Origin of the sequence: Marinomonas alcarazii, assembly GCF_003208215.1 — a bacterium.
Taxonomy (GTDB): Bacteria; Pseudomonadota; Gammaproteobacteria; order Pseudomonadales; family Marinomonadaceae; genus Marinomonas; species Marinomonas alcarazii.
This window is the reverse complement of the sequence record NZ_QKLW01000004.1, coordinates 208,613-228,114: the sequence shown is the minus strand read 5'-3', so window position 1 is coordinate 228,114 and position 19,502 is coordinate 208,613. Positions and strand designations below refer to the sequence as shown.

Below are 19,502 nucleotides of genomic sequence, written 5' to 3'. Positions count from 1 at the left end.
AATTTCCTCCGATAGTATAGAGGACTATGCAATAGAAAGGCCAACCTAGTTAGTTAAACCAACTTGCCAATGATAATGCGCTGTCACTGCACTACCACCCTTAGAAAATTCTAATTTGGAACACAGCTGATCCAGCAATGCTAAGCCTCGGTTATAAAGCAACTCTGTGTTCGATATATCGTAATTCACCTTCTGATAATCAAACCCGGATCCACTGTCTTCAACATACAAAACAAGCACACGCTGATTATTATCAGAAGTGACTTTGATGGAAATCTTTACGTAGCCATCAACCAAGTTACTTAAACGTCGTTCCCGCTCATCGTAATACTGAGAAAAACCTTCGCTAGAGTTTTTCTTCGCTGAATCCAGCTGCAACACACCGTGTTCCAGTGCGTTCGAATATAATTCAGACAGAATCATAAAAATCTGACTAGAAAAGCTACTTAACCCCGGCACTGTCGTCAGTATTTGCAAAACGTATGGGAGTGGATCTGTATTGCGAAGCGAGTCAGCGTATAAAACATATTCAAAGGAGAAATTGGCTGGCGCTTCATGGTGCCTTTTTGGCACATCTCGTTCCAAAGAATCAATTCCAATGTTTGTATCTAAACGAATATTCAAACACGAAATATCATCATGAGGATTTTCTAAAACCCCTTCGTTTTTCAGCTGCTCAACCAACCAATCTGTCGCCTTATCTGCTTCAATTTCCCCTCGATATAGAGGGTTGAGTACTGAATGACAAAACATCTCACCAGATAACCCCAAAGCTTCATAAACACCGTCTGAAAAGGCCATCAACCTATCACCAGGCGCAAAGTTCATAGGGTCAATTTGACACTCAAAAGCCTCGGGCGAAAGCACACCCAATGGTAAATTTTTAGACGCGAAACGCATAGGTTGTTCTGATGACTCTGAAAAGAACAATAAATCTGGTAAGCCCCCATTCCACACTTCAATACTATTGTTGTTCACTTTAACATCGATAAACACTGCACTGCAGAACATATTGGCTGGCAAAATACCCTTTAGACGAGCATTAATCTCAGGAATGATTTGACGCATCAAAAAGCCTTTTTTGGTCCAATCAAAAAAGATATCGGCCAATGGAAGGGCGCCGATAGCGGCTGAAAGACCATGCCCTGTAAAATCCCCCAATAATAAATGCATCCCACCATTTGGCTTATAGGCGGCCAAAATAACGTCCCCATTAAAGGTATGGGTTCCATAATGAATAGTAGAGAGGGCGGGATCTTCCAAACAATTGGAATGCGTTATATTTTCATATACAACTTTTGCGACTTCTTGATCGTGCAGCAGTTGTTCATTGTATAAGCTCATTGCATCACGCTGCTCTTCCAACGTTTTCTGCATAACAAGCAGCTTCACTATGGCATTTAATTTCGCCGTAATAAGAGCAGGACTATAAGGTTTAGAGATGAAATCAATGCCGCCTATACGTAGGCATTTAGATAAAGCAATAGGATCAGAAATCCCAGAAAGAAAAACAATAGGAACAAACACATCTCCAGCAATCTGTTGGATTTCAGAAGCGGTTTCCCAACCATTTTTTAATGGCATTTTTATATCTAAACAGACAAGTTGAATAGCTTTAGGGTCAAATTTATCAATAGCATCTTGACCATCAATCGCAACGACAACCTTGTGCCCGAGTTGGCTTAAAATAGCCTTCAATAAAATGCGATCAGACGGATTATCGTCCGCAATCAATATGGTTAAAACTTGTTCCATATAAAACTACTCAGTAATAACAAACAGCCGATGAAAGTTAGCAATTTTAAGAATGTCAATAGCCGCATCATTTGCGTGTATCAATCGGATATTCGCTTTATCGCCTCCAGTATAGTCCCTTAGCAACAACAACATACCCAAAGCCGAACTATCAAGATAAGTCACTCGAGATAAATCCACATCACAAGAAGTCACACCCACAGTATTCATAAAAGCTTCTTTAAACGTTTTATGACAGCTGTAATCAAAGCGTCCTTCTATTCGGATTGTTAAACACCCTGATTTTTTATTAAAAAAGCTTTCAACCACAGCCTACTCCTAGAGGATGAGTGAAAAGCTTTATTTAGCCTCCCACTCACTATTAGATTCTTCAGCAGAATTATCGTCATCTGCAACCGACGAAATACTTATGGAGGCTCTCTCTATCATACTATGGAGCCGTTCCAACACTTCATTAACAGACACTCTGGCCTTATCAAGCCTAGCGACCCCGACACTTCTATCGGACTCTAGCAAAGACAAGGTAGATGACGTCATTGATTTCATCTCTTGTATCTGTTTCTGGACATTACTAATGTCATGCTGCAAATCAACAGCGAAACGGTGACGCACTCCTTCACTCTCACCCTCGGTCGCCGCCAGACTGGTTAATACACCAGCTCTCACTTCATTAAGCCATCGCTCTACATCACCTAATAAAAACACATCTGAAGACAAATCCTTTTCAACCAGTGCTAAGCGCTGCAAAACCAATTCGTAGCCTAATATCAATGAATCTCTTATTTGCTCAGACAACCAAACAACATCGTTTAGTTCACCTTGAAACACGTCACCAAGCGAATCATCGACTAACGCAACATCATTACCAGATGCTTTATTGTGATTGGTTTTCTCGTCAATTAGGGATGCTATTTGTTGTAGTTTAGTAACTTTTTCTACCGGTTTTGTTTGTAATGAGAGAGAGTTAAGGACATCAAACACCGAAATGACATTTTGACGAGTAAGCTCTAAAGATTTAGCAAAGGAAGCGTAAGGAGAAGAAGCTCTTAATGGGCGTATAGGCGCATCCCAAACATCATGAGACATTAGCTTCAAGCTATGATGTAGCACTTCAAGTTCAGCCATCTCTGATTTGGCTTTTATAGAAATGAAACACTGTAAACGAGACGCTTCTTCCTCACTATCAGGAGCAAGGCGCTCTACTTTTAGCTCGTACATGCCATCTGATAAATTTAAAACTACACTGTCCTCGCAAAGGAGTATCGAATCCGCTATACGCTCTCCGATAGGATCATCAAGCCCCGGATCAATGCCAAACAAAGACTCAAACAAGGCGGTATTTCTATACCAAAGGTGCCCAGCACCAGCACTTAACCAACTCACATCGCCTTCATGATTCGTGATAAAAAAGGCCTCATCGACTTTTCCTAAAGCCTTCTCGACCAACTCAAGCGACTCCTGAGATTGGCGAATATCAAAATCACGGGATGCCAATTCATTATCAATAATGTGGCCAATGTCTGTTAGCTCATCCACCACATTTCGAGGTGGTAACACATGCGCATGACTATGCTTATAGTGATCCAACACGGCCTGCAAACTAGAAAAGCCAGTGCGCAACTGCGTGGCAAATCGCACACTCAAAATAAGCAAAATGGCCATCAATAGGATAAAAGCAGCAATGCATCCCATCATTAAACGATCAGCAAACAGTTGATGTTTATAATCAAGACTGACTCTAGTCTGCTGCAATTTCTCATTAATAGCTTTTAACTGATCAAACGAAGCATAAGCCGCCATTCGCTCTGACTCTGTCAACAACCTCTGCTCTGGTTCTTTCTGAATCATGGCATCCAGCATTATTAAAGAGTCAGATACATTCTCATCCGCTAGAAGCGGAAAATTTGGCAACCGACTTTCAATCAAGCCATACTCTCTTTGTAGCGTTTGCGAAAAGTCATCCGTCTCCATGGCTGAACGAGCGATATCACCATCATCCCCCTTACCAAGCAACAGCCACTGTAACCAGTGTTCCTTTGCACTCTGCGTCAGCACTAACAGCTCATTCAACTTTGCCTGCTCTTGCCGCTGCTGCTCTAAACTCATGCTAATGGCAACATACACCCCACTAAATACGAGCAAGAGCATAAACAATAAAGCCGCAACGCCTTTTTGAAGTCTATTAATGAGCTCTTTTCTTGGAGCGCCAAATGGTGAATGTGGTGTATTCATAGGCAATAATCACTTTCAAGCTAATAATAAAGATGGCCAAACGCCAGCAACAAAGGATACGAAATTCTTCTTAGTAATAAGAATGTCACCGTGATCAGCATAAGAAAAACTCGTATTCTCACGCTGACTATTAAATGCATTATCTAGTGCAACAAAATCCTGAATATAGTCGGCCTCAGGCACAGCTGAACTCCAATCACATCCAGACAGAGACAAAACTACTGACGCCCCCATCCATTCTAAGACAACGGTAAATGCGGGATCATCTGAAGAAAACGCCCCGCCAAGATCAAAGGGTAATTCAGATATCACACGGTCATAACAGCGGCCGTCGTGCACAACGAAAGCACCAAACTCTAAACGGCTTCCCACCTTACTTGTAACCGTTTTAGATGGTTGGTAAGGCAGCAAGGCCATCACTAAACTCGCCTCTACCCAACACATCCTGCCACAAACGCTTCCAGAATAATAACCGTTCTTAGTTGGTAAAGCTTCTCTCTTAGACGATTGCCAGCTAGAAATTACTGGTAAGCCCTCAGCATTCAACAACCAAGGCTCTAATAGCGGCTCATTAAGCGAACTCAACCAAACATTCTTAACCCATAAGCGGGGTGATGGCATTTGAGACGCTACCGCTTCAATCTCACGGATAAAAAGATAAGGAATCGCAAAATAGCGCCCTCCCTGTTGCACAACTAAAACCTCGCGAATACTAGAGGGCAACAGACAAAAAGCATCGACTTTGGAAAATAAGGGCATGTCGAATACCACTTCTGCTTCTAGTCGATTTTCCATCGAAAACATCCAGCGCTCACCCATCTTGTGCATGCTTTCTTCAGTCACAAGAAACTTGCCTAAGCATTCCGCTCGATCAAATACAACAGTCCCGAAACTCGACTCTATCTCATACAAAGTATAGGCTAGATAATCGCGCCCTAGGCAGGACAAATAAGATAGCTGGCCACTTTCAAGAGTAGCAAGGTAAACAGAGCCTCCATGACGAACAGGTAGGTAATCACGACCTTCCTCCACCTGAATCGGCACAACATGCTCAGCCATAGGCACAAGACGGTTTGCTGAATTCAGTAAAGGTACATCAGTACGAAAACAGTCACTAAACCCTTTATAGAACCCAGCCTTAACATGCACATCAAACCTATCTAACAAGCGATAACGCAAATCGCGTGGCATCGCCGTATTTTGAAATAAGGGTAAAAAACTCAACTCACAGAGCTCTCGCAATGTTTCTTTGCTGTTTTTGGGGAGTACTTTCCAGTGCAAGTCAGGAAATTGATCCTGAAGCCAACTCAGTGATTGCACACTCACCAGAGAAAATCGCCCCATCACCACAGAGTTTTTAAACGAATCTAACTGAAATGACACCTTTCCCACACGAGAAAGCCCTTTAAGATAGGTATCAATACTTATCAACGAATTCGTATTTCCATCCAGGCTTGCTTCAAAGTTTTTGTAGGATGGCTCATCGTATGATTGCTCAGAAAAAGATAAAACCACTTGCCAACAAGACCTTTCAGCCGACAACAGAGCTTCCAGTTGATTTACTCGTTCTGCATCAATCTGACTAGCAATAATTACTTGAATAATCGCATCGGTAGCGGACAAAAAAGCAAGATGATATTCCCTGTCATAAGGCGCACCCTGCGCCAAGAGCATATCAACAGCCGACAAAATGTCTAATAAACGCTGATTGCACAAAGGGGAAGGAAAAGATGATTTAAAAAGATTTTTAATTGAAAGTAATGATTGTTGAAGCTGCGCTATGCCATCTGCGGGTGAGTAGGCATATTCATGCAGTGCACTTTCTATTTGAGCAATAGGCAAAGACAAATTGGTTACTCCGTTATCCAGTCCTGCCATATTTCACCTTAACAATGAGCCAAGTGGCTGTCTAAATATACAATTTGAATGCTATCGCAAACTATCTAAAAAGCGGCGCATAGCAAATTCATCACTTTGTCGTTGTTCTTGTTTAGTCTCCACAAGCAGCTCTGCTTTGTGATTTTTTTCTTTAAGCCAATCCATGCTTTTCGTTTTGGTACGAGCTTGCAGCCAGCGACGCATACTCATATTGGCTTGTTGCTCAGATCGACCAATAGCGGCTTCCTGCTGGGCTATCGCTTGCTGAACTCGCGTCACAAAGTGCTGATAGTTGGTCGTTAAATACGCACTCAAACCTAAAAGATTTCGCTCTGATTCATACTGTTCCGCGTATTCGCGCAACTCTTGCAACTTTTGCTCATCATAAAGCACTTTCGCTTTATCACGCGCTAATTGCTGAGCAGCAGAGTCCTCTTTGCGTTTAGCAAGATCGACTAGAATCTGCATTCGCTGTGATTTTTTCATGCCCACTCCACTTTGAAACTCACTAAATAGTAGACGTTTTTATAAGCTGGCGTCTACTGCGCTTTCGTCATTGCCGTCACAAGAGCCTGCAAACTCTCATCTATGCTGAAGCTTTCAGTAAGGGATTGCTGTAGAAACTCCCTGATATCTGGCATTTGCAAGATGGCTTGATCTAAATCCGGATCACTACCACGGGCATAAGCACCGACAGAAATAAGGTCTTGGTTTTGCTGGAACTTTGAATACAGCTGCTTAACTCGCATGGCACCATATAAATGATCTTCACTGACAATATGCGGCATAGCTCGAGAAATAGAAGCCTCTATATCGATAGCCGGATAATGCCCTTCTTCAGCCAAGCGTCGAGACAACACAATATGGCCATCTAGAATAGCTCGAGACGCATCAGCAATAGGATCCTGCTGATCATCCCCCTCAGTTAATACCGTATAAAATGCGGTTACTGAGCCACTGCCTTCGCAGCCATTACCAGCCCGTTCAACCAACTGTGGAAGTTTAGAAAAAACCGAAGGCGGATACCCTTTTGTTGCTGGGGGCTCTCCAACTGACAGTGCAATTTCCCGCTGTGCTTGAGCATAACGAGTTAAAGAGTCCATTAGCAGCAGAACATTTTTACCTTGATCACGATAATACTCAGCAATGCGAGTGGCAAGCATCGCTGCGCGCAATCGCATCAATGCTGAGTCATCCGCAGGAGAAGCTACCACAACCGAACGTGCAAGACCTTCAGCACCAAGTATTTGATCAATAAATTCTTTTACTTCTCGGCCACGCTCACCAATCAAGCCAACCACAGTAATATCCGCTTCTGTATACTTGGTCATCATCCCAAGCAACATACTCTTACCCACACCACTGCCGGCAAAAAGCCCTAAACGCTGTCCTTTACCAACCGTTAACAGGCTATTGATCGCCTTAATTCCGACGTCCAATGGCTCGTGTATAGGCTTCCTTTGCAACGGGTTAATCACATCACCGTGCAGGCTAACAGAATCCTTAGTTTTGATTTTGCCTTTACCATCCAAAGGCTTGCCTAAGCCATTCACAACACGGCCGAGCAACTCATCCCCCACAGGCATCAGGCTATCACCAAGTAAAGGACGCACCCGAGCACCAGGAGAAATCCCTTCTATTGCTTCTGTTGGCATTAAATAAGTTAAATCACCGGTAAACCCAACCACCTCGGATTCCACCCAGCGGTCTTTTCTGACTTGTACCGAACAGCGATCTCCCAACGCCACGACACAGCCAACCGCCTCCATGGTCAAACCAACCATGCGGGTCACTTTGCCTTCTATTTGAGGAGGCAACCTTGTTAATGAGACATGACTTAGTTTGTTAAATCGCTCTTTAAGCGTAGACACAGCAGTTAATCCTGCTCAGCAAAGGATAGATTACGAAGTTCATCACATACAGCGTCAAGTCGTTGCTCGACGCGCCCATCGACATGAAAGGATTTAGAATCAAGAACAAAACCACCGCTGATAAGCGATTCATCCGTTTCAAGCTGAATGGTTAGTCTATCTTTAACCCCCAACTCCTCTAAAATAGACACATCATCAGGGTGAAGTCGAAGTTTCACACGACCTTCGTATTCACCAATTTCATCAAATACTCTTGAAAGCTGCTTTTTAAGCACACTATGGCCATCTTGAGACATTGTAGAAAGACAAACATTTTCGATAATACGCGTCATTGACTGATACAAAAGCGTTTCTACTGCTTCTCGGCTCTCTTCCAATGGATGCGTCAATTCTTGCACAGCCTTACTCAATAAAGCCTCAAGCGCTTCAAATTGTAGTTTCGCCTGTTCACGAGCTTGCTCTTTGCCTTCTTCTAGGCCAATTAAACGACCTTCTTCATGACCTTTCTCAAAGCCATCCACTTCGCCTTTAGAAAAACCATCGGCATGACCTTTTTTATGGCCTTCCTCTTCACCCTGAATGAAACCTTCTTCATAGGCGGCCGAACGAATTTCTTCTAATTGAGAAGCGGTTAGCGGCTCATACACCAAAGAGTCTTCATCGACCTCTTCACTGGTGACAACTGTATTCTTTTGAATCAACATCGCTGGACCAGAATTGGTCACCGGATTATTATTTTCTAGGTGAGGAAGTTCCCAACGCTCGTAAGCCGTTAACTTACGTTCGTTTTTTTCCTGCTTTTGATCTGACATGCTCTAACTAAACCATCTGCTCACCGCCGCCACCGAGAACGATTTCTCCGTTATCAGCAAGGCGTCTGGCAACTGCCAATATTTCTTTTTGTGCGACTTCCACTTCACTTACACGCACAGGGCCTTTCGCTTCCAAATCATCTTTAAGCATATCGGCAGCACGTGAAGACATGTTTTTGAAAATTTTGTCCTGCATATCGGGATCTGCGCCTTTCAAGGCAAGAATCAAGGTTTCAGATTCAACTTCACGAAGAATAACCTGAATGCCGCGATCATCCACATCCATAAGGTTATCAAATACAAACATCAAATCCTGAATTGTATTAGCAAGATCTTCATCAACATCACGAATAGATTCCATTAATTCAGACTCTACAGAGCTGTCGATAAAGTTCATGATATTGGCTGCCGTACGAACACCGCCAATAGTTGTAGACTGGGTTGAGTTATTACCAGAGAACTGACGCTCAAGAATATTGTTTAACTCTTGCAATGCCGCTGGCTGAACCGTTTCTAAGGCGGCCACACGCAACACGATATCCAAACGTACTCGCTCATCAAAATTCGCAAGGATATCAGCGGCCTGATCTGGATCTAGGTAAGAAATAACGATGGCTTGAATCTGCGGGTGCTCATAACGAATAACATCAGCAACAGCACGAGACTCCATCCATTTAAGCGTATCAAGACCGGTTGTATTTCCGCCTAATAGAATCCGATCGATCAAGCTGCCGGCTTTTTCTTCACCTAGGGCTTCTCTTAGCATGTTACGAATGTAACCATCGGCACCAAGCCCTAACCCAGTTTGGTCTCCAACTAATACCAAGAAATCATCCAATACTTTCTCAACTTGATGTCGTTGAATATTGGATAACTGAGCCATAGTCTGGCCAATACGTTGAACCTCTTTAGGCCCCATATGCTTCAATATTTGGGCAGCATCAGACTCACCCAGCGACATAAGTAGCACGGCTGCCTTTTGAACTGAACTTAAATCTGCACCTTGGCCAGTATCACTCATTTGCTTTCCATTACCCATTGTTTAACGACTTGAGCGACACGCTCTGGCTCTTCGGCAATTAATCCACGAATAGCGTTAAGCTGTCGGTCAATTTTCTCTGGTGATCCAGGAACTAATATATCTTCTGCACTTACTAAGGAAACCTGATCGTCCGATATTTCGTCTGTCTCATCAGAAAAAATAGCTGCTTCGGTGTCTTCTGTCACGGCAATCTTATTCTGATCGCTGAGTGTTTTAAGAATTGGTCGAACCACGACAAGCAATAGTATTAACACAAAGATGCCAACCAAGGTTGGCTGAATAAGATTCAAGAACCAAGCTTGCTGATAGAAAGGCACTTCAACCGCCGGCTCTTCTGGGTCTGGCAAAGCAAATGGAGAGTTAATAACACTCACACTGTCGCCACGAGAAGGATCATAGCCGACCGCATCACGCACTAAGAGCGTTAATCGACCAAGTTCGTCGTCATTCCATGGCGTCCTTACAATTGCAGAAGTATCTGGATTTAAACTCACCAAATCATCCACCACTACCGCAACAGACAAACGCCTAACCATACCCTGCTGGCGCTTGGTATAGCTAATAGTTCGGTCTAACTCAAAGTTTCGTGTTGTTTCTTCACGGGATTGTCCGTTTACACCGGTGGAAGCGCCACCTATTGGCGCGCCATTTTCATCAACCGCTTCAGGCGCTGTCACCGCACCTGGAGGCTGGTTGGTCAAAGCCCCTGGAATACCGCCAGCATTGGCGCCTGCGCTTCGATTTTCTCGTAATGTTTGCTCGCTTCTTAGCGCCAGCAAATCTGGGTTATATTGTTCGTCTGTTTTTTCAACCGCGGTAAAGTCAACGTCCGCAGACACTTCTGCTTTAAAACGTCCCTGACCCACAACAGGCCCAAGAATATTATTCACTCGTTGCAGCAATACATCTTCTACTTTACGAGCGTAATCAAACTGCTTTCCAGCAACAGAAAGCTCAGAATCAGAGTCTTTCTCAGTTAATAAAGTGCCGCGCTGGTCTACAACAGTGACATCTTTATCACTTAATTGGGAAATACTAGAAGCCACTAAGTTAACAATCGCCTCAACTTGGCTTCTGTCCAAACGTCTTCCAGGATACAGCTCTAAGAATACCGATGCAGATGGTTTTCGTGTATCGCGGACAAAAACGGACTCTTTCGGTATTGCCAAATGCACCCTAGCACTTTTAATACTTTGTAAACTTGATATGGTTCGGCTTAACTCACCTTCTAAGCCACGGCGATATCGAGTCGTTTCTACAAATTGAGATGTGCCAAGCCCTTGCTCTTGATCCATTATTTCCATACCAACAATGTTGTCGGAAACAATACCTGACCCCGCTAACTTGAGGCGAGCCTGATGATAAAAATCAGATTCAACAAGCAACGCACCGGTATTTTGGTCTAATTTGAAAGGAATATTATTAACACTAAGAATTTCAACGATTTGATCTGCATTGTAATCGGTAATGCTACTTAATACAGGTTTGTAGTCTGGGCCGTTACTCCATAAGACAGCGGCTAATCCTATAGCGATAGAGGCAGCTAAACCAACCATTAAGGCAAGCTGACGTATCACCGTTAACTTATTAAAGCCGGTAACCAACTCTAGATAGAGCTTTTGCTCCGATTGTTCTGCAGGGATATTATCCATTAAAAAGCGCCAAGCGGTTTATTATGCCTAAATTGGCATATTCATGATTTTTTCATACGCGTCTACAAGTTTATTACGCACCTGAGTCATTGCTTCAAATGACACACTCGACTTTTGCAGACCTATCATGACTTGAGGCAAATCAACCCCTTCATCACCGCGCTCGTAGGATTGGGCTAACTGAGTCGATTCTTTTTGCAAAGTATTCACGTTATTGACCGCATTTTTTAGCATTTCTGCAAAATCTGCTCGTTCAACAGCCTGACCACTGTCGCCTTCACCACCTATTTTGGGGATATTAGACACAGAGGAGCTAGGCGCTTGAACTTGCGACTGCATTTCTCTCATTTGAGATAACACCTGATTAATGTCTGGTCGACCAGTAATCATGTTTTTTCACCTAAAAAATCACATTTGTACAGCTTAGCATAAAGCTAATTAAAACAAGATACAAAAATCAATCTACATCTATGCCACTTTCACGCATTTTAGCAATTTTGTAGCGCAGCGTTCTTGGACTAATCCCCAATTTATCTGCGACCACTTTACGCTTACCATTTGCATCTATAAGAGCTTGAGCAATAATTCGGAATTCATGCTGCTGAACACCTTTGCCCAAAATGGAAGCCGCACTGTCTTCATCCACAACCGCTTCTGTCGCCGCAGGCGTTAAGCTCATCATATCAAAGGCAATGTGATCTTCATTAATTTGCGCATTTGGACTTAATATAAGAGCACGCTGAATCACATTATCCAGCTCGCGGACATTCCCCGGCCAAGGGTGAGATTCCAATTTGCTCTGTGCTGACGGTTTTAATGTGGCGCCAGCAATGCGCATTTTCGAAGCATGCTTCGCCAACAAATGCTGAGCAATAGGCAAAATATCCCCTTTACGCTCGCGAATGGGCTGCCAGCGCAACGGAAAGACATTCAAGCGATAGTATAAATCTTCTCGAAAGCCACCTTCTCGCACATAATCAGCAAGATCTCGGTTTGTCGTAGCAATGATACGAACATCCAAGGGAATCGACTTTTTACCACCGAGGCGCTCTACTTCTTGCTCTTGCAAAACACGTAATAATTTCGCCTGCAAACCGACATCCATCTCAGTTATTTCATCCAACAACAGAGTACCGCCATTGGCTTGCTCAAATTTACCAGCTTGAGATGACACCGCTCCAGTATATGCACCTTTTTCATACCCAAATAATATGGCTTCCAGCATGTTTTCAGGAATGGCCGCACAGTTAATTGCCACAAAAGGCGCATTGGGTCGGCTTGAATTTTGATGAATATAGTGGGCAAGTACTTCTTTACCTGTACCACTTTCGCCACAAATCAACACCGTCGAGTCGGTTACCGCAACACGCTTTGCTAACTCAAGCAGAGCAATACTCGCTGGATCTTTGGCGATAGGTTGAAGATTGACAGAAGGTGCTGCTTTTACGGTGTATTTTGCAATGGCATTAAGCAGCTCTTCTTCTTGAAATGGTTTTAGCAAATAGTCAACCGCACCATCACGCATGGCTTCTACAGCATGCGCAATATCACCATATGCGGTCATCAACATAATAGGCAATTCAGGGTAAGTATCTATAACATGATGAAGTAACCCGTAACCATCCATTCCAGGAAGGTTAACATCAGAAACCACCATATCAAATGGAGCATGTTTGAGTGCGATTATCGCCTCTTCAGCGCTATAGACTATTTTGCACTGATAACTTGCCAACATCAGTGTATCTTCTAGCGCTTCAGCAAGCCCTTTGTCGTCCTCTACAATCAATAACTTAACATCAGACATTTCATACCCTTACTAGAGGCAACGTAAAACTGGCGGTCGTTCCAGTGCCTTCTATACTGTCTATTTCAAATTGCCCATGATGGGCTCGAGCAATGGCCTTCACCACCATCAAACCCAATCCTGTGCCATGTTGTTTTGTCGTTACAAAACCTTCCTGAACGTGTTCCAACTGCGCTTTAGACATGCCAACGCCACTGTCTTTAAACATAAGCGTTACAAACCCATGACTATTACGCCAATGTAATTGTACTAAACCTCCTTCCGACTGCGCATCTACCGCATTATTTACAAGGTTTAGTAATGCTCCTAATAATGTTTCTTTATTACACTGAATACAATCCGTCGCTAAAAATTCAGCCCCTGCAACTTCAAACTTCATATTTCTTTGGTCGCAAATTTCTTGGCTTTGCGCTGTAAGCTCTTTTATAAAAGCCGTCACACTGATTGTTTCATCTAGTTTTATCTCACTACGGGAAAAAATCAACATGTCACGAATTTGCTTTTCGATATTACCTAACCTATCGACTAACTTGTTCGCGAATGTCTGTCGCATAACGGGGGCAAGGTCTGGTTTCTGTAGATGCCCAGCATACAAAGTAGCTGACGAAAGAGGGGTTCGAATCTGGTGGGCTAAAGCCGCCACCATTTTCCCCATGTTAGACAGTCGCTCATGATGACTAAGCTTTTTTTGCAGCAAATACGCTTCAGTTAAATCAACCAAAATAACCAGCTGCCCAGGCACATTACCTAAAGACGCGGTCTCTACGCGGACTCTTCGCCCAGAAACCATACTAACATCGTGGCCGTCGTCTTTTTGGGGGCGAAAGCTAAGCGGAACAATACTGCCCCATGACTGACCAACCAAAGGCAGGTTGAATAAGCGATCGGCAACAGGGTTGGCCATTACAACCACACCCTCTTCGTTGAGCAATAAAACCCCGACTGGCATAGACTCAAACAACTGTTGAAACTGCAACACCAGCACACGGTTTTTATCTTGTTCTTGACGCTTATCCTCTTCAAGTTTCTCTAATTGGTCATATAATCGAGCCACTTCATGCTGAAGGTCCACATATGACTTTGCCAATACATCAGAAGATTCAGAGAAGGCTTTAAACGCGGCTTTTAACTCCGCAATTTCTTCATCTTTTGTCACTAAAACTCCGATTTATCAATATTATAGCGACGCATTTTTTCAATCAGTGTGGTGCGCTGTATTTGCAAATTTTGCGCTGCTTTAGACACAACACCTTGAGTAGACACTAAAGCTTGGCGAATGAGAAGTGCTTCGAGATGACGAACATGCAAATTTAAATTCACGCCAGAGGCTTGGGGAAAAGTATGCAGCTGCTTAATTTCTTTTAAAACAAGAGACAGTGACTGGGAGCGCCAAGGCAAAGGGCAAAACCAAACATTAAAGTCATCCGCGCTCTTCTCTCTCGGGCTGAGTGAGATCAATGGCACCATCTCATCAAGCTCAAAAGAATCGACCGCTTTTCCCAGCACAACAAAATCGGGCAAAGAAAGCGAATTCAAAGACGTGCTATAGTCAATTCCGATAAAGGTCAGAATGCTGGACACGCTCGACGTTTCTTCATCGTCCAATCCACACAACCAAGCCTTCACACCATCACCTCAATCAAAATATACAGTCACTACCATTATAATGCGTTGATTTTACTCACTTTCAAGCGCTTCACGCCAGCTAATAACATCAATTCGCTATTATAAAGCCGAAAGCAACTCATCAAACACCTTGGCAACCTCTTCACTTTCCACTCCCCAAGGCAAGGCACCTAACAAGGGAGCGGGCAACATTGCAGATAATGTTGCGACATTTTCATCATAAAAAGGCATTGTCTCCGGCCCTGTGTTTGCTACCCACCCTGCCAAAGTAAGGCCATCTCGCAAAATAGCTTCAGCAGTCAATAGCGCATGATTCAAGCAGCCTAGCTTCATATTAACAACCAGAATAACCGGAAAACCTAAGGCTTTAGCCACATCAGATAACATCTCTCTATCATTTAATGGCACTCTCCAACCACCAGCGCCTTCAACTAGCGCAAATTCATGAGGCGTTAGCAAGGCACCTTTTATGTAACCCTCCAAACGCGAAGCTGTGACAAGACGCCCTTCCTTCATCGCCGCAATATGAGGAGCTATAGCCTCTTCAAGAACCACAGGGTTCACTTGTTCATAAGCCAATTTAACACTACTGGCCTGCTGTATGAGCAAGCCATCATCATTACGTAGATTGCCATCAACACGATCAGCGCCCGCTGCAATAGGTTTTAACCCGATCGATTTCAAGCCTGCACGCTTAGCCGCTTTTAACAGACCTACTGTGACATGAGTTTTACCAGCATCCGTATCGATACCCGTAACAAAAAAACGCTTCTTCACCCATTACTCCTGAATACTAAAAGGTCGTTGAACCACAACAAACGAAACTTGATAACTTAGCGGTATACCCAATTCAACCCTTTGTTTTTCATATTCATTTAGAAACGCTTTCCACTTACTTGGCGATATTGGCTTTTCACCCTCGGAAGCAATGAGACTTGCCCCTACCTTTTTCAGCGAATAAATAGCGTCTTCTGGTGTAACGAACCACATAGGAATATCAGATAACAAAGAAGAAAAAAGGTTCAAACCAGACTCTTTAATACAATCCATCAGTGCCTCTGGCGACATGTACTGATGCACATGCTCGGCGTCATCTAGACCACGCCAAGCTTGACTAATTTCTGGCATAGAACCTTTAGACAGAGTTGAAAAAACAACATAGCCGCCAGGTTTAGTGACTCGATACAGTTCTTTAAATAGCCCCAAAGGATTAAGGCACCACTGGATTGCCAAACTAGAAAAAACCAAATCACAGGAAACATCTTGGATAGGTAATTGTTCTGCATCAGCACAAACAAAATGAACATTTTTTAGCTCAGGGAAGCGCTTACTCGCAACCGCCAACATTTGTGGCGACAAATCAAGGGCGATCATACACGCTGGCGTTAATTGCTCAGACAAGGCGACTAATGCCTGACCTGTTCCCGAACCTAGATCAAGCACAACCTCTGCATCCTCTACCGGCAGCATAGCAACCAGCCGCTCTAAAACAATTTTTTGAAAATCGGCATAGGCATCATAAGACAAAGAAGCGCGGTCAAAACGCCTAGCCAATTGTTTTTTATAGCTAAGCGTTGATATTTCAGGGGTTATTAGCATCGATAAAGTTTTCTATATGACGCACGCAAGCCTCTTCATCTTCTAAAAAAGGCTGATGCGCACAGTTGGACAAGACAACACATTGTTGCAAAGGGTTTGCATCCATTTGCTGATCTAAAGATTGACTAGAAACCAATGCATCCTTACCACCAAATAGATGTAAATTTGGGAGATCCAACAACGACAATTCACGGCGCACATCCAACGATCTCAGCAACCTAAGGCCACCGATCAAAGCCTGGCGATTTAGTGTTTTTAGTGGCAACCAAGCCTGTAACTGTTTAATCAAAGCCCGCTCGTTCTCAGCACCTTTGGTCTGCAATATAACAAAGCGTTTAAGCCCTTCTTCTGGTGTTTGCGCGACCAAACTTGCAAAGGCGTCAAAGTCTTCAACAGACATGGCGTTATCCCAACCGTCACGCTTAATAAAACTAGGCGAAGCCGACAAGGTAATTACCCCCAACACACAACTGGAGCGACGAGCCGCTACGTAGGTCGACACCATGCCACCTAAAGACCAACCAATCCACCAAGCTTCATCGGGTGCCGCCTCTATAAGCTGCTCAGATAAGGCATCGATATCGTAATTCGGCCCAATTCGTGAGCGAGAAATCCATTGCTCATCAAGAGATATACTAGGTAAGTTTGCCACCACCACATAAAACCGCTCACTGAGGCGCAAAGCAAAAGAACGCATCACCTCTTTTGGCATAGCCCAACCTGAGACCATAAAAATAGCCTGATTCGACGCGCTTCCAAAAGATTCTGTTTCAATACGTACTCGCATGCTGCCCCTCTATTACGTTGCGTTTAAAGATGTCACTGTTAAAACTTTCTCGAGTGAGTCGCATAATAACACTAAATCTTCCTCAGAGTGGGCAGCACTTAGGGTAATTCTTAAACGCGCACTACCAACAGGCACTGTTGGTGGACGAATCGCAGTACACCATATTCCAAGCGCTCTTAAATGTTCACTAATTGCCATCGCAGCCTTACTATCACCAATAACAATAGGCTGAATAGCCGTATTTGATGGCATTAGCTCAACCGGAAGGGAGTGAACTCTTTGACGAAAGTAAGCAATATGTCGAGCCAGTTTTTCTCGCTTTTCCTGACCTTCTGCGGATTGGATAAGCTGCAATGAAGCCAAAGTGGCTCCAGCAATCGCTGGCGACATAGAGGTGGTATAAACATAAGGACGAGCAAACTGCGTAAGATACTCAGCGTAATCGTGTGACGTGGCAACAAAGGCTCCGGCTGTTCCAAACGCCTTGCCAAAAGTACCAACTAAAATAGGCAAACGCTTAGCATCCATCCCTTCTAAAGACAAACACCCTCTGCCACTTTCACCAAGACAGCCCAAACCATGAGCATCATCAACCATGAACATCCAGCCGTACTGGTTTGCCAACTGAGATAATTCAGCCAAAGGCGCAATATCACCATCCATGCTAAACACCCCATCCGTCACTAACAGACCAGGAGAAGAAGATTTAGCAAGTAACTTCTGAGCACTCGCCACATTGCTATGCAAATAACGCCGCAAAGGCGCTTGTGCCAACAAAGCGCCATCAATCAAAGAAGCATGATTTAACTTATCCTGCACAACTGGACGTTGTTTATCCGCAAGAGCCGAAATCACTCCCAGATTCGCCATATAGCCAGTACTGAACAGCATTACCCGTTCATACCCCAACCAGTCTGCCAAAGCCTCTTCAAGCGCCTGATGAGGTGATAAATGCCCACACACCAAATGAGATGAACCACCACCAACGCCATAAACGCTCGCCGTATCTGACATCGCCTTAATCAATTTCGGGTGATTGGCCAGCCCCAAATAATCATTTGAGCAAAACGCAGTATATTGCTGAGAGTGGATTTGTGTGTGTGGAGTTTGAGGGCTATCTAGCGTTATTGTTCGGCGCATCAAGTCCCTTTGGCGGCGCTCTTCAAGCGCCGCCAACACCCAATCCGGCGTATCAGACGCTGGCTTCATAAAACAACTTAGACTCTTCTTGCTTTACAGCTTGCGCTGCAATGGCTTCAGCCACCGCTTCATCCGAATGCTCTTCACGTTTTTCAGGATTAATCCCCAAGTTAGCAAACAACGCCATGTCTTTATCTGCCTCTGGATTGCCAGTCGTTAACAGTTTTTCACCGTAAAAAATAGAATTAGCACCCGCCATAAAACACAAAGCTTGAGTTTGTTCATTCATGCCTTGTCGACCCGCAGACAAACGAACATGGGATTTCGGCATTAAAATACGCGCCACAGCAATAGTGCGAATAAATTCAAAAGTATCCAGATCCTCAACATTTTCTAGCGGCGTTCCCTCTACTTTCACCAACATATTAATCGGCACACTCTCTGGGTGCGGTGTCATTAAAGACAATTGACGCAGCAAACCAACGCGATCCTTCTGCTCTTCTCCCATCCCCATAATGCCGCCACAGCACAGTTTAATACCCGAATCGCGCACACGAGACAGTGTATCTAAACGGTCCTGATAAGTACGCGTGGTGATGATACTGTCGTAAAACTCAGCGGAGGTGTCTAGGTTATGGTTATAGTAATCCAAGCCTGCATCGGACAAGCGCTGCGCTTGCTCATCGTTTAGCGTCCCAAGAGTGACACAAGACTCTAAACCTAAAGACTTAACACCTTTAATCATTTCTAGTACATAGGGAAAATCTTTCTCGGAAGGGTGCTTCCATGCGGCGCCCATACAAAAACGGCTAGCGCCTTTTTCTTTTGCCAAGGCTGCTTCTTCAAGCACCTTCTGAACTTCCATTAATTTTTCTTTTTCAAGTTCTGTATTGTAGTGACCACTTTGCGGGCAATATTTGCAGTCTTCAGGACAAGCTCCCGTCTTGATAGACAAGAGTGTACTGACCTGCACTTCATTAGGGGCAAAATTTTCTCTATGGACTGTCTGAGCACGAAACATCAAATCCATAAAAGGCAAATCAAACAGAGCTTTTATTTCCGCATGCGTCCAGTCATAACGCGGCCCGCTCACAGTATTTGTAGACGTACTTAAAGACATAGTATCCTCGATCCATAGAAATTTATGGAGCAATACTAATGGACTGGAAGAAACTGTCAACCACAAAAATAACAGAGGTTTACAGCAGGTTATTTTTAAACCTTTGCTATATTTGTCATACAAAAGCCAAAACCACACTCTGCCAATCCTGCAAACAAGGACTTCCTTCAAACCATACCCATTG

18 protein-coding genes are annotated in these 19,502 nt (G+C 43.8%); all 18 read right to left on the bottom strand.

Annotated features, from left to right (window positions below; translation table 11 throughout):
- Positions 1–45 precede the first annotated feature (45 nt).
- A complete protein-coding gene (locus DFP75_RS10900) occupies positions 46–1,755 on the bottom strand; it encodes a fused response regulator/phosphatase (protein WP_110575521.1) in 1,710 nt (569 codons plus the stop codon).
- A gap of 6 nt (positions 1,756–1,761) precedes the next feature.
- Positions 1,762–2,064 (bottom strand): STAS domain-containing protein, encoded by a 303-nt coding sequence (locus DFP75_RS10895; RefSeq protein WP_110575518.1) that lies wholly within the window; start codon positions 2,062–2,064, stop codon positions 1,762–1,764.
- A gap of 30 nt (positions 2,065–2,094) precedes the next feature.
- Entirely contained in the window at positions 2,095–3,987 is a 1,893-nt protein-coding gene (locus DFP75_RS10890; RefSeq protein WP_110575517.1) for a hypothetical protein, read from the bottom strand.
- Positions 3,988–4,002: 15 nt separating this feature from the next.
- Positions 4,003–5,865 (bottom strand): hypothetical protein, encoded by a 1,863-nt coding sequence (locus tag DFP75_RS10885; protein WP_110575515.1) that lies wholly within the window; start codon positions 5,863–5,865, stop codon positions 4,003–4,005.
- A 51-nt stretch (positions 5,866–5,916) separates the two neighbouring features.
- Positions 5,917–6,351: a flagellar export protein FliJ gene (gene fliJ, locus DFP75_RS10880; RefSeq protein ID WP_110575513.1), complete on the bottom strand. Its 435-nt coding sequence runs from the start codon at positions 6,349–6,351 to the stop codon at positions 5,917–5,919.
- A 53-nt stretch (positions 6,352–6,404) separates the two neighbouring features.
- A complete protein-coding gene (gene fliI / locus DFP75_RS10875; RefSeq protein WP_110575511.1) occupies positions 6,405–7,736 on the bottom strand; it encodes a flagellar protein export ATPase FliI in 1,332 nt (443 codons plus the stop codon).
- Between the two features lie 5 nt (positions 7,737–7,741).
- Complete coding sequence (locus tag DFP75_RS10870; protein WP_110575509.1) at positions 7,742–8,548, bottom strand: FliH/SctL family protein; 807 nt, start codon at positions 8,546–8,548, stop codon at positions 7,742–7,744.
- A 7-nt stretch (positions 8,549–8,555) separates the two neighbouring features.
- The gene (gene fliG, locus DFP75_RS10865) at positions 8,556–9,569 is read right to left on the bottom strand and encodes a flagellar motor switch protein FliG (protein WP_110575507.1); all 1,014 of its coding nucleotides are present in this window, start codon (positions 9,567–9,569) and stop codon (positions 8,556–8,558) included.
- Positions 9,566–11,242 carry a flagellar basal-body MS-ring/collar protein FliF gene (gene fliF, locus DFP75_RS10860; RefSeq protein WP_110575505.1) on the bottom strand — a complete coding sequence of 559 codons (1,677 nt, stop codon included), beginning with the start codon at positions 11,240–11,242 and terminating at the stop codon, positions 9,566–9,568. The genes fliG and fliF overlap by 4 nt, the downstream gene beginning before the upstream one ends.
- A 27-nt stretch (positions 11,243–11,269) precedes the next feature.
- Entirely contained in the window at positions 11,270–11,632 is a 363-nt protein-coding gene (gene fliE / locus DFP75_RS10855) for a flagellar hook-basal body complex protein FliE (protein WP_110575503.1), read from the bottom strand.
- Positions 11,633–11,699: 67 nt separating this feature from the next.
- A complete protein-coding gene (locus DFP75_RS10850; protein ID WP_110575501.1) occupies positions 11,700–13,046 on the bottom strand; it encodes a sigma-54-dependent transcriptional regulator in 1,347 nt (448 codons plus the stop codon).
- Between the two features lies 1 nt (position 13,047).
- Positions 13,048–14,202, bottom strand: a complete 1,155-nt coding sequence (locus DFP75_RS10845) for a sensor histidine kinase (RefSeq protein ID WP_110575499.1) — start codon at positions 14,200–14,202, stop codon at positions 13,048–13,050.
- The gene (locus tag DFP75_RS10840; RefSeq protein WP_110575497.1) at positions 14,202–14,672 is read right to left on the bottom strand and encodes a helix-turn-helix domain-containing protein; all 471 of its coding nucleotides are present in this window, start codon (positions 14,670–14,672) and stop codon (positions 14,202–14,204) included. Before DFP75_RS10840 ends, DFP75_RS10845 begins: the two co-directional genes overlap by 1 nt.
- Positions 14,673–14,771: 99 nt before the next feature.
- On the bottom strand, positions 14,772–15,449 hold the full coding sequence (gene bioD / locus DFP75_RS10835; protein WP_110575496.1) for a dethiobiotin synthase: 678 nt from the start codon (positions 15,447–15,449) through the stop codon (positions 14,772–14,774).
- Between the two features lie 3 nt (positions 15,450–15,452).
- Positions 15,453–16,271: a malonyl-ACP O-methyltransferase BioC gene (gene bioC, locus DFP75_RS10830; RefSeq protein WP_110575494.1), complete on the bottom strand. Its 819-nt coding sequence runs from the start codon at positions 16,269–16,271 to the stop codon at positions 15,453–15,455.
- Positions 16,255–17,058, bottom strand: a complete 804-nt coding sequence (locus DFP75_RS10825; protein ID WP_110575492.1) for an alpha/beta fold hydrolase — start codon at positions 17,056–17,058, stop codon at positions 16,255–16,257. Before DFP75_RS10825 ends, bioC begins: the two co-directional genes overlap by 17 nt.
- 12 nt (positions 17,059–17,070) lie before the next feature.
- Positions 17,071–18,267, bottom strand: a complete 1,197-nt coding sequence (bioF, locus tag DFP75_RS10820) for an 8-amino-7-oxononanoate synthase (protein WP_110575490.1) — start codon at positions 18,265–18,267, stop codon at positions 17,071–17,073.
- Positions 18,251–19,318 (bottom strand): biotin synthase BioB, encoded by a 1,068-nt coding sequence (gene bioB, locus DFP75_RS10815; RefSeq protein WP_110575488.1) that lies wholly within the window; start codon positions 19,316–19,318, stop codon positions 18,251–18,253. Before bioB ends, bioF begins: the two co-directional genes overlap by 17 nt.
- Between the last annotated feature and the right edge of the window lie 184 nt (positions 19,319–19,502).

Coding starts and splice junctions, on each gene's coding strand:
- DFP75_RS10825 (WP_110575492.1), bottom strand. CDS start 17,058: ATGCGAGTACGTATTGAAACAGAATCTTTTGGAAGCGCGTCGAATCAG.
- fliF (WP_110575505.1), bottom strand. CDS start 11,242: ATGGATAATATCCCTGCAGAACAATCGGAGCAAAAGCTCTATCTAGAG.
- DFP75_RS10885 (WP_110575515.1), bottom strand. CDS start 5,865: ATGGCAGGACTGGATAACGGAGTAACCAATTTGTCTTTGCCTATTGCT.
- bioB (WP_110575488.1), bottom strand. CDS start 19,318: ATGTCTTTAAGTACGTCTACAAATACTGTGAGCGGGCCGCGTTATGAC.
- DFP75_RS10850 (WP_110575501.1), bottom strand. CDS start 13,046: ATGTCTGATGTTAAGTTATTGATTGTAGAGGACGACAAAGGGCTTGCT.
- DFP75_RS10890 (WP_110575517.1), bottom strand. CDS start 3,987: ATGAATACACCACATTCACCATTTGGCGCTCCAAGAAAAGAGCTCATT.
- DFP75_RS10900 (WP_110575521.1), bottom strand. CDS start 1,755: ATGGAACAAGTTTTAACCATATTGATTGCGGACGATAATCCGTCTGAT.
- fliG (WP_110575507.1), bottom strand. CDS start 9,569: ATGAGTGATACTGGCCAAGGTGCAGATTTAAGTTCAGTTCAAAAGGCA.
- fliE (WP_110575503.1), bottom strand. CDS start 11,632: ATGATTACTGGTCGACCAGACATTAATCAGGTGTTATCTCAAATGAGA.
- DFP75_RS10870 (WP_110575509.1), bottom strand. CDS start 8,548: ATGTCAGATCAAAAGCAGGAAAAAAACGAACGTAAGTTAACGGCTTAC.
- bioC (WP_110575494.1), bottom strand. CDS start 16,271: ATGCTAATAACCCCTGAAATATCAACGCTTAGCTATAAAAAACAATTG.
- fliJ (WP_110575513.1), bottom strand. CDS start 6,351: ATGAAAAAATCACAGCGAATGCAGATTCTAGTCGATCTTGCTAAACGC.
- bioF (WP_110575490.1), bottom strand. CDS start 18,267: ATGAAGCCAGCGTCTGATACGCCGGATTGGGTGTTGGCGGCGCTTGAA.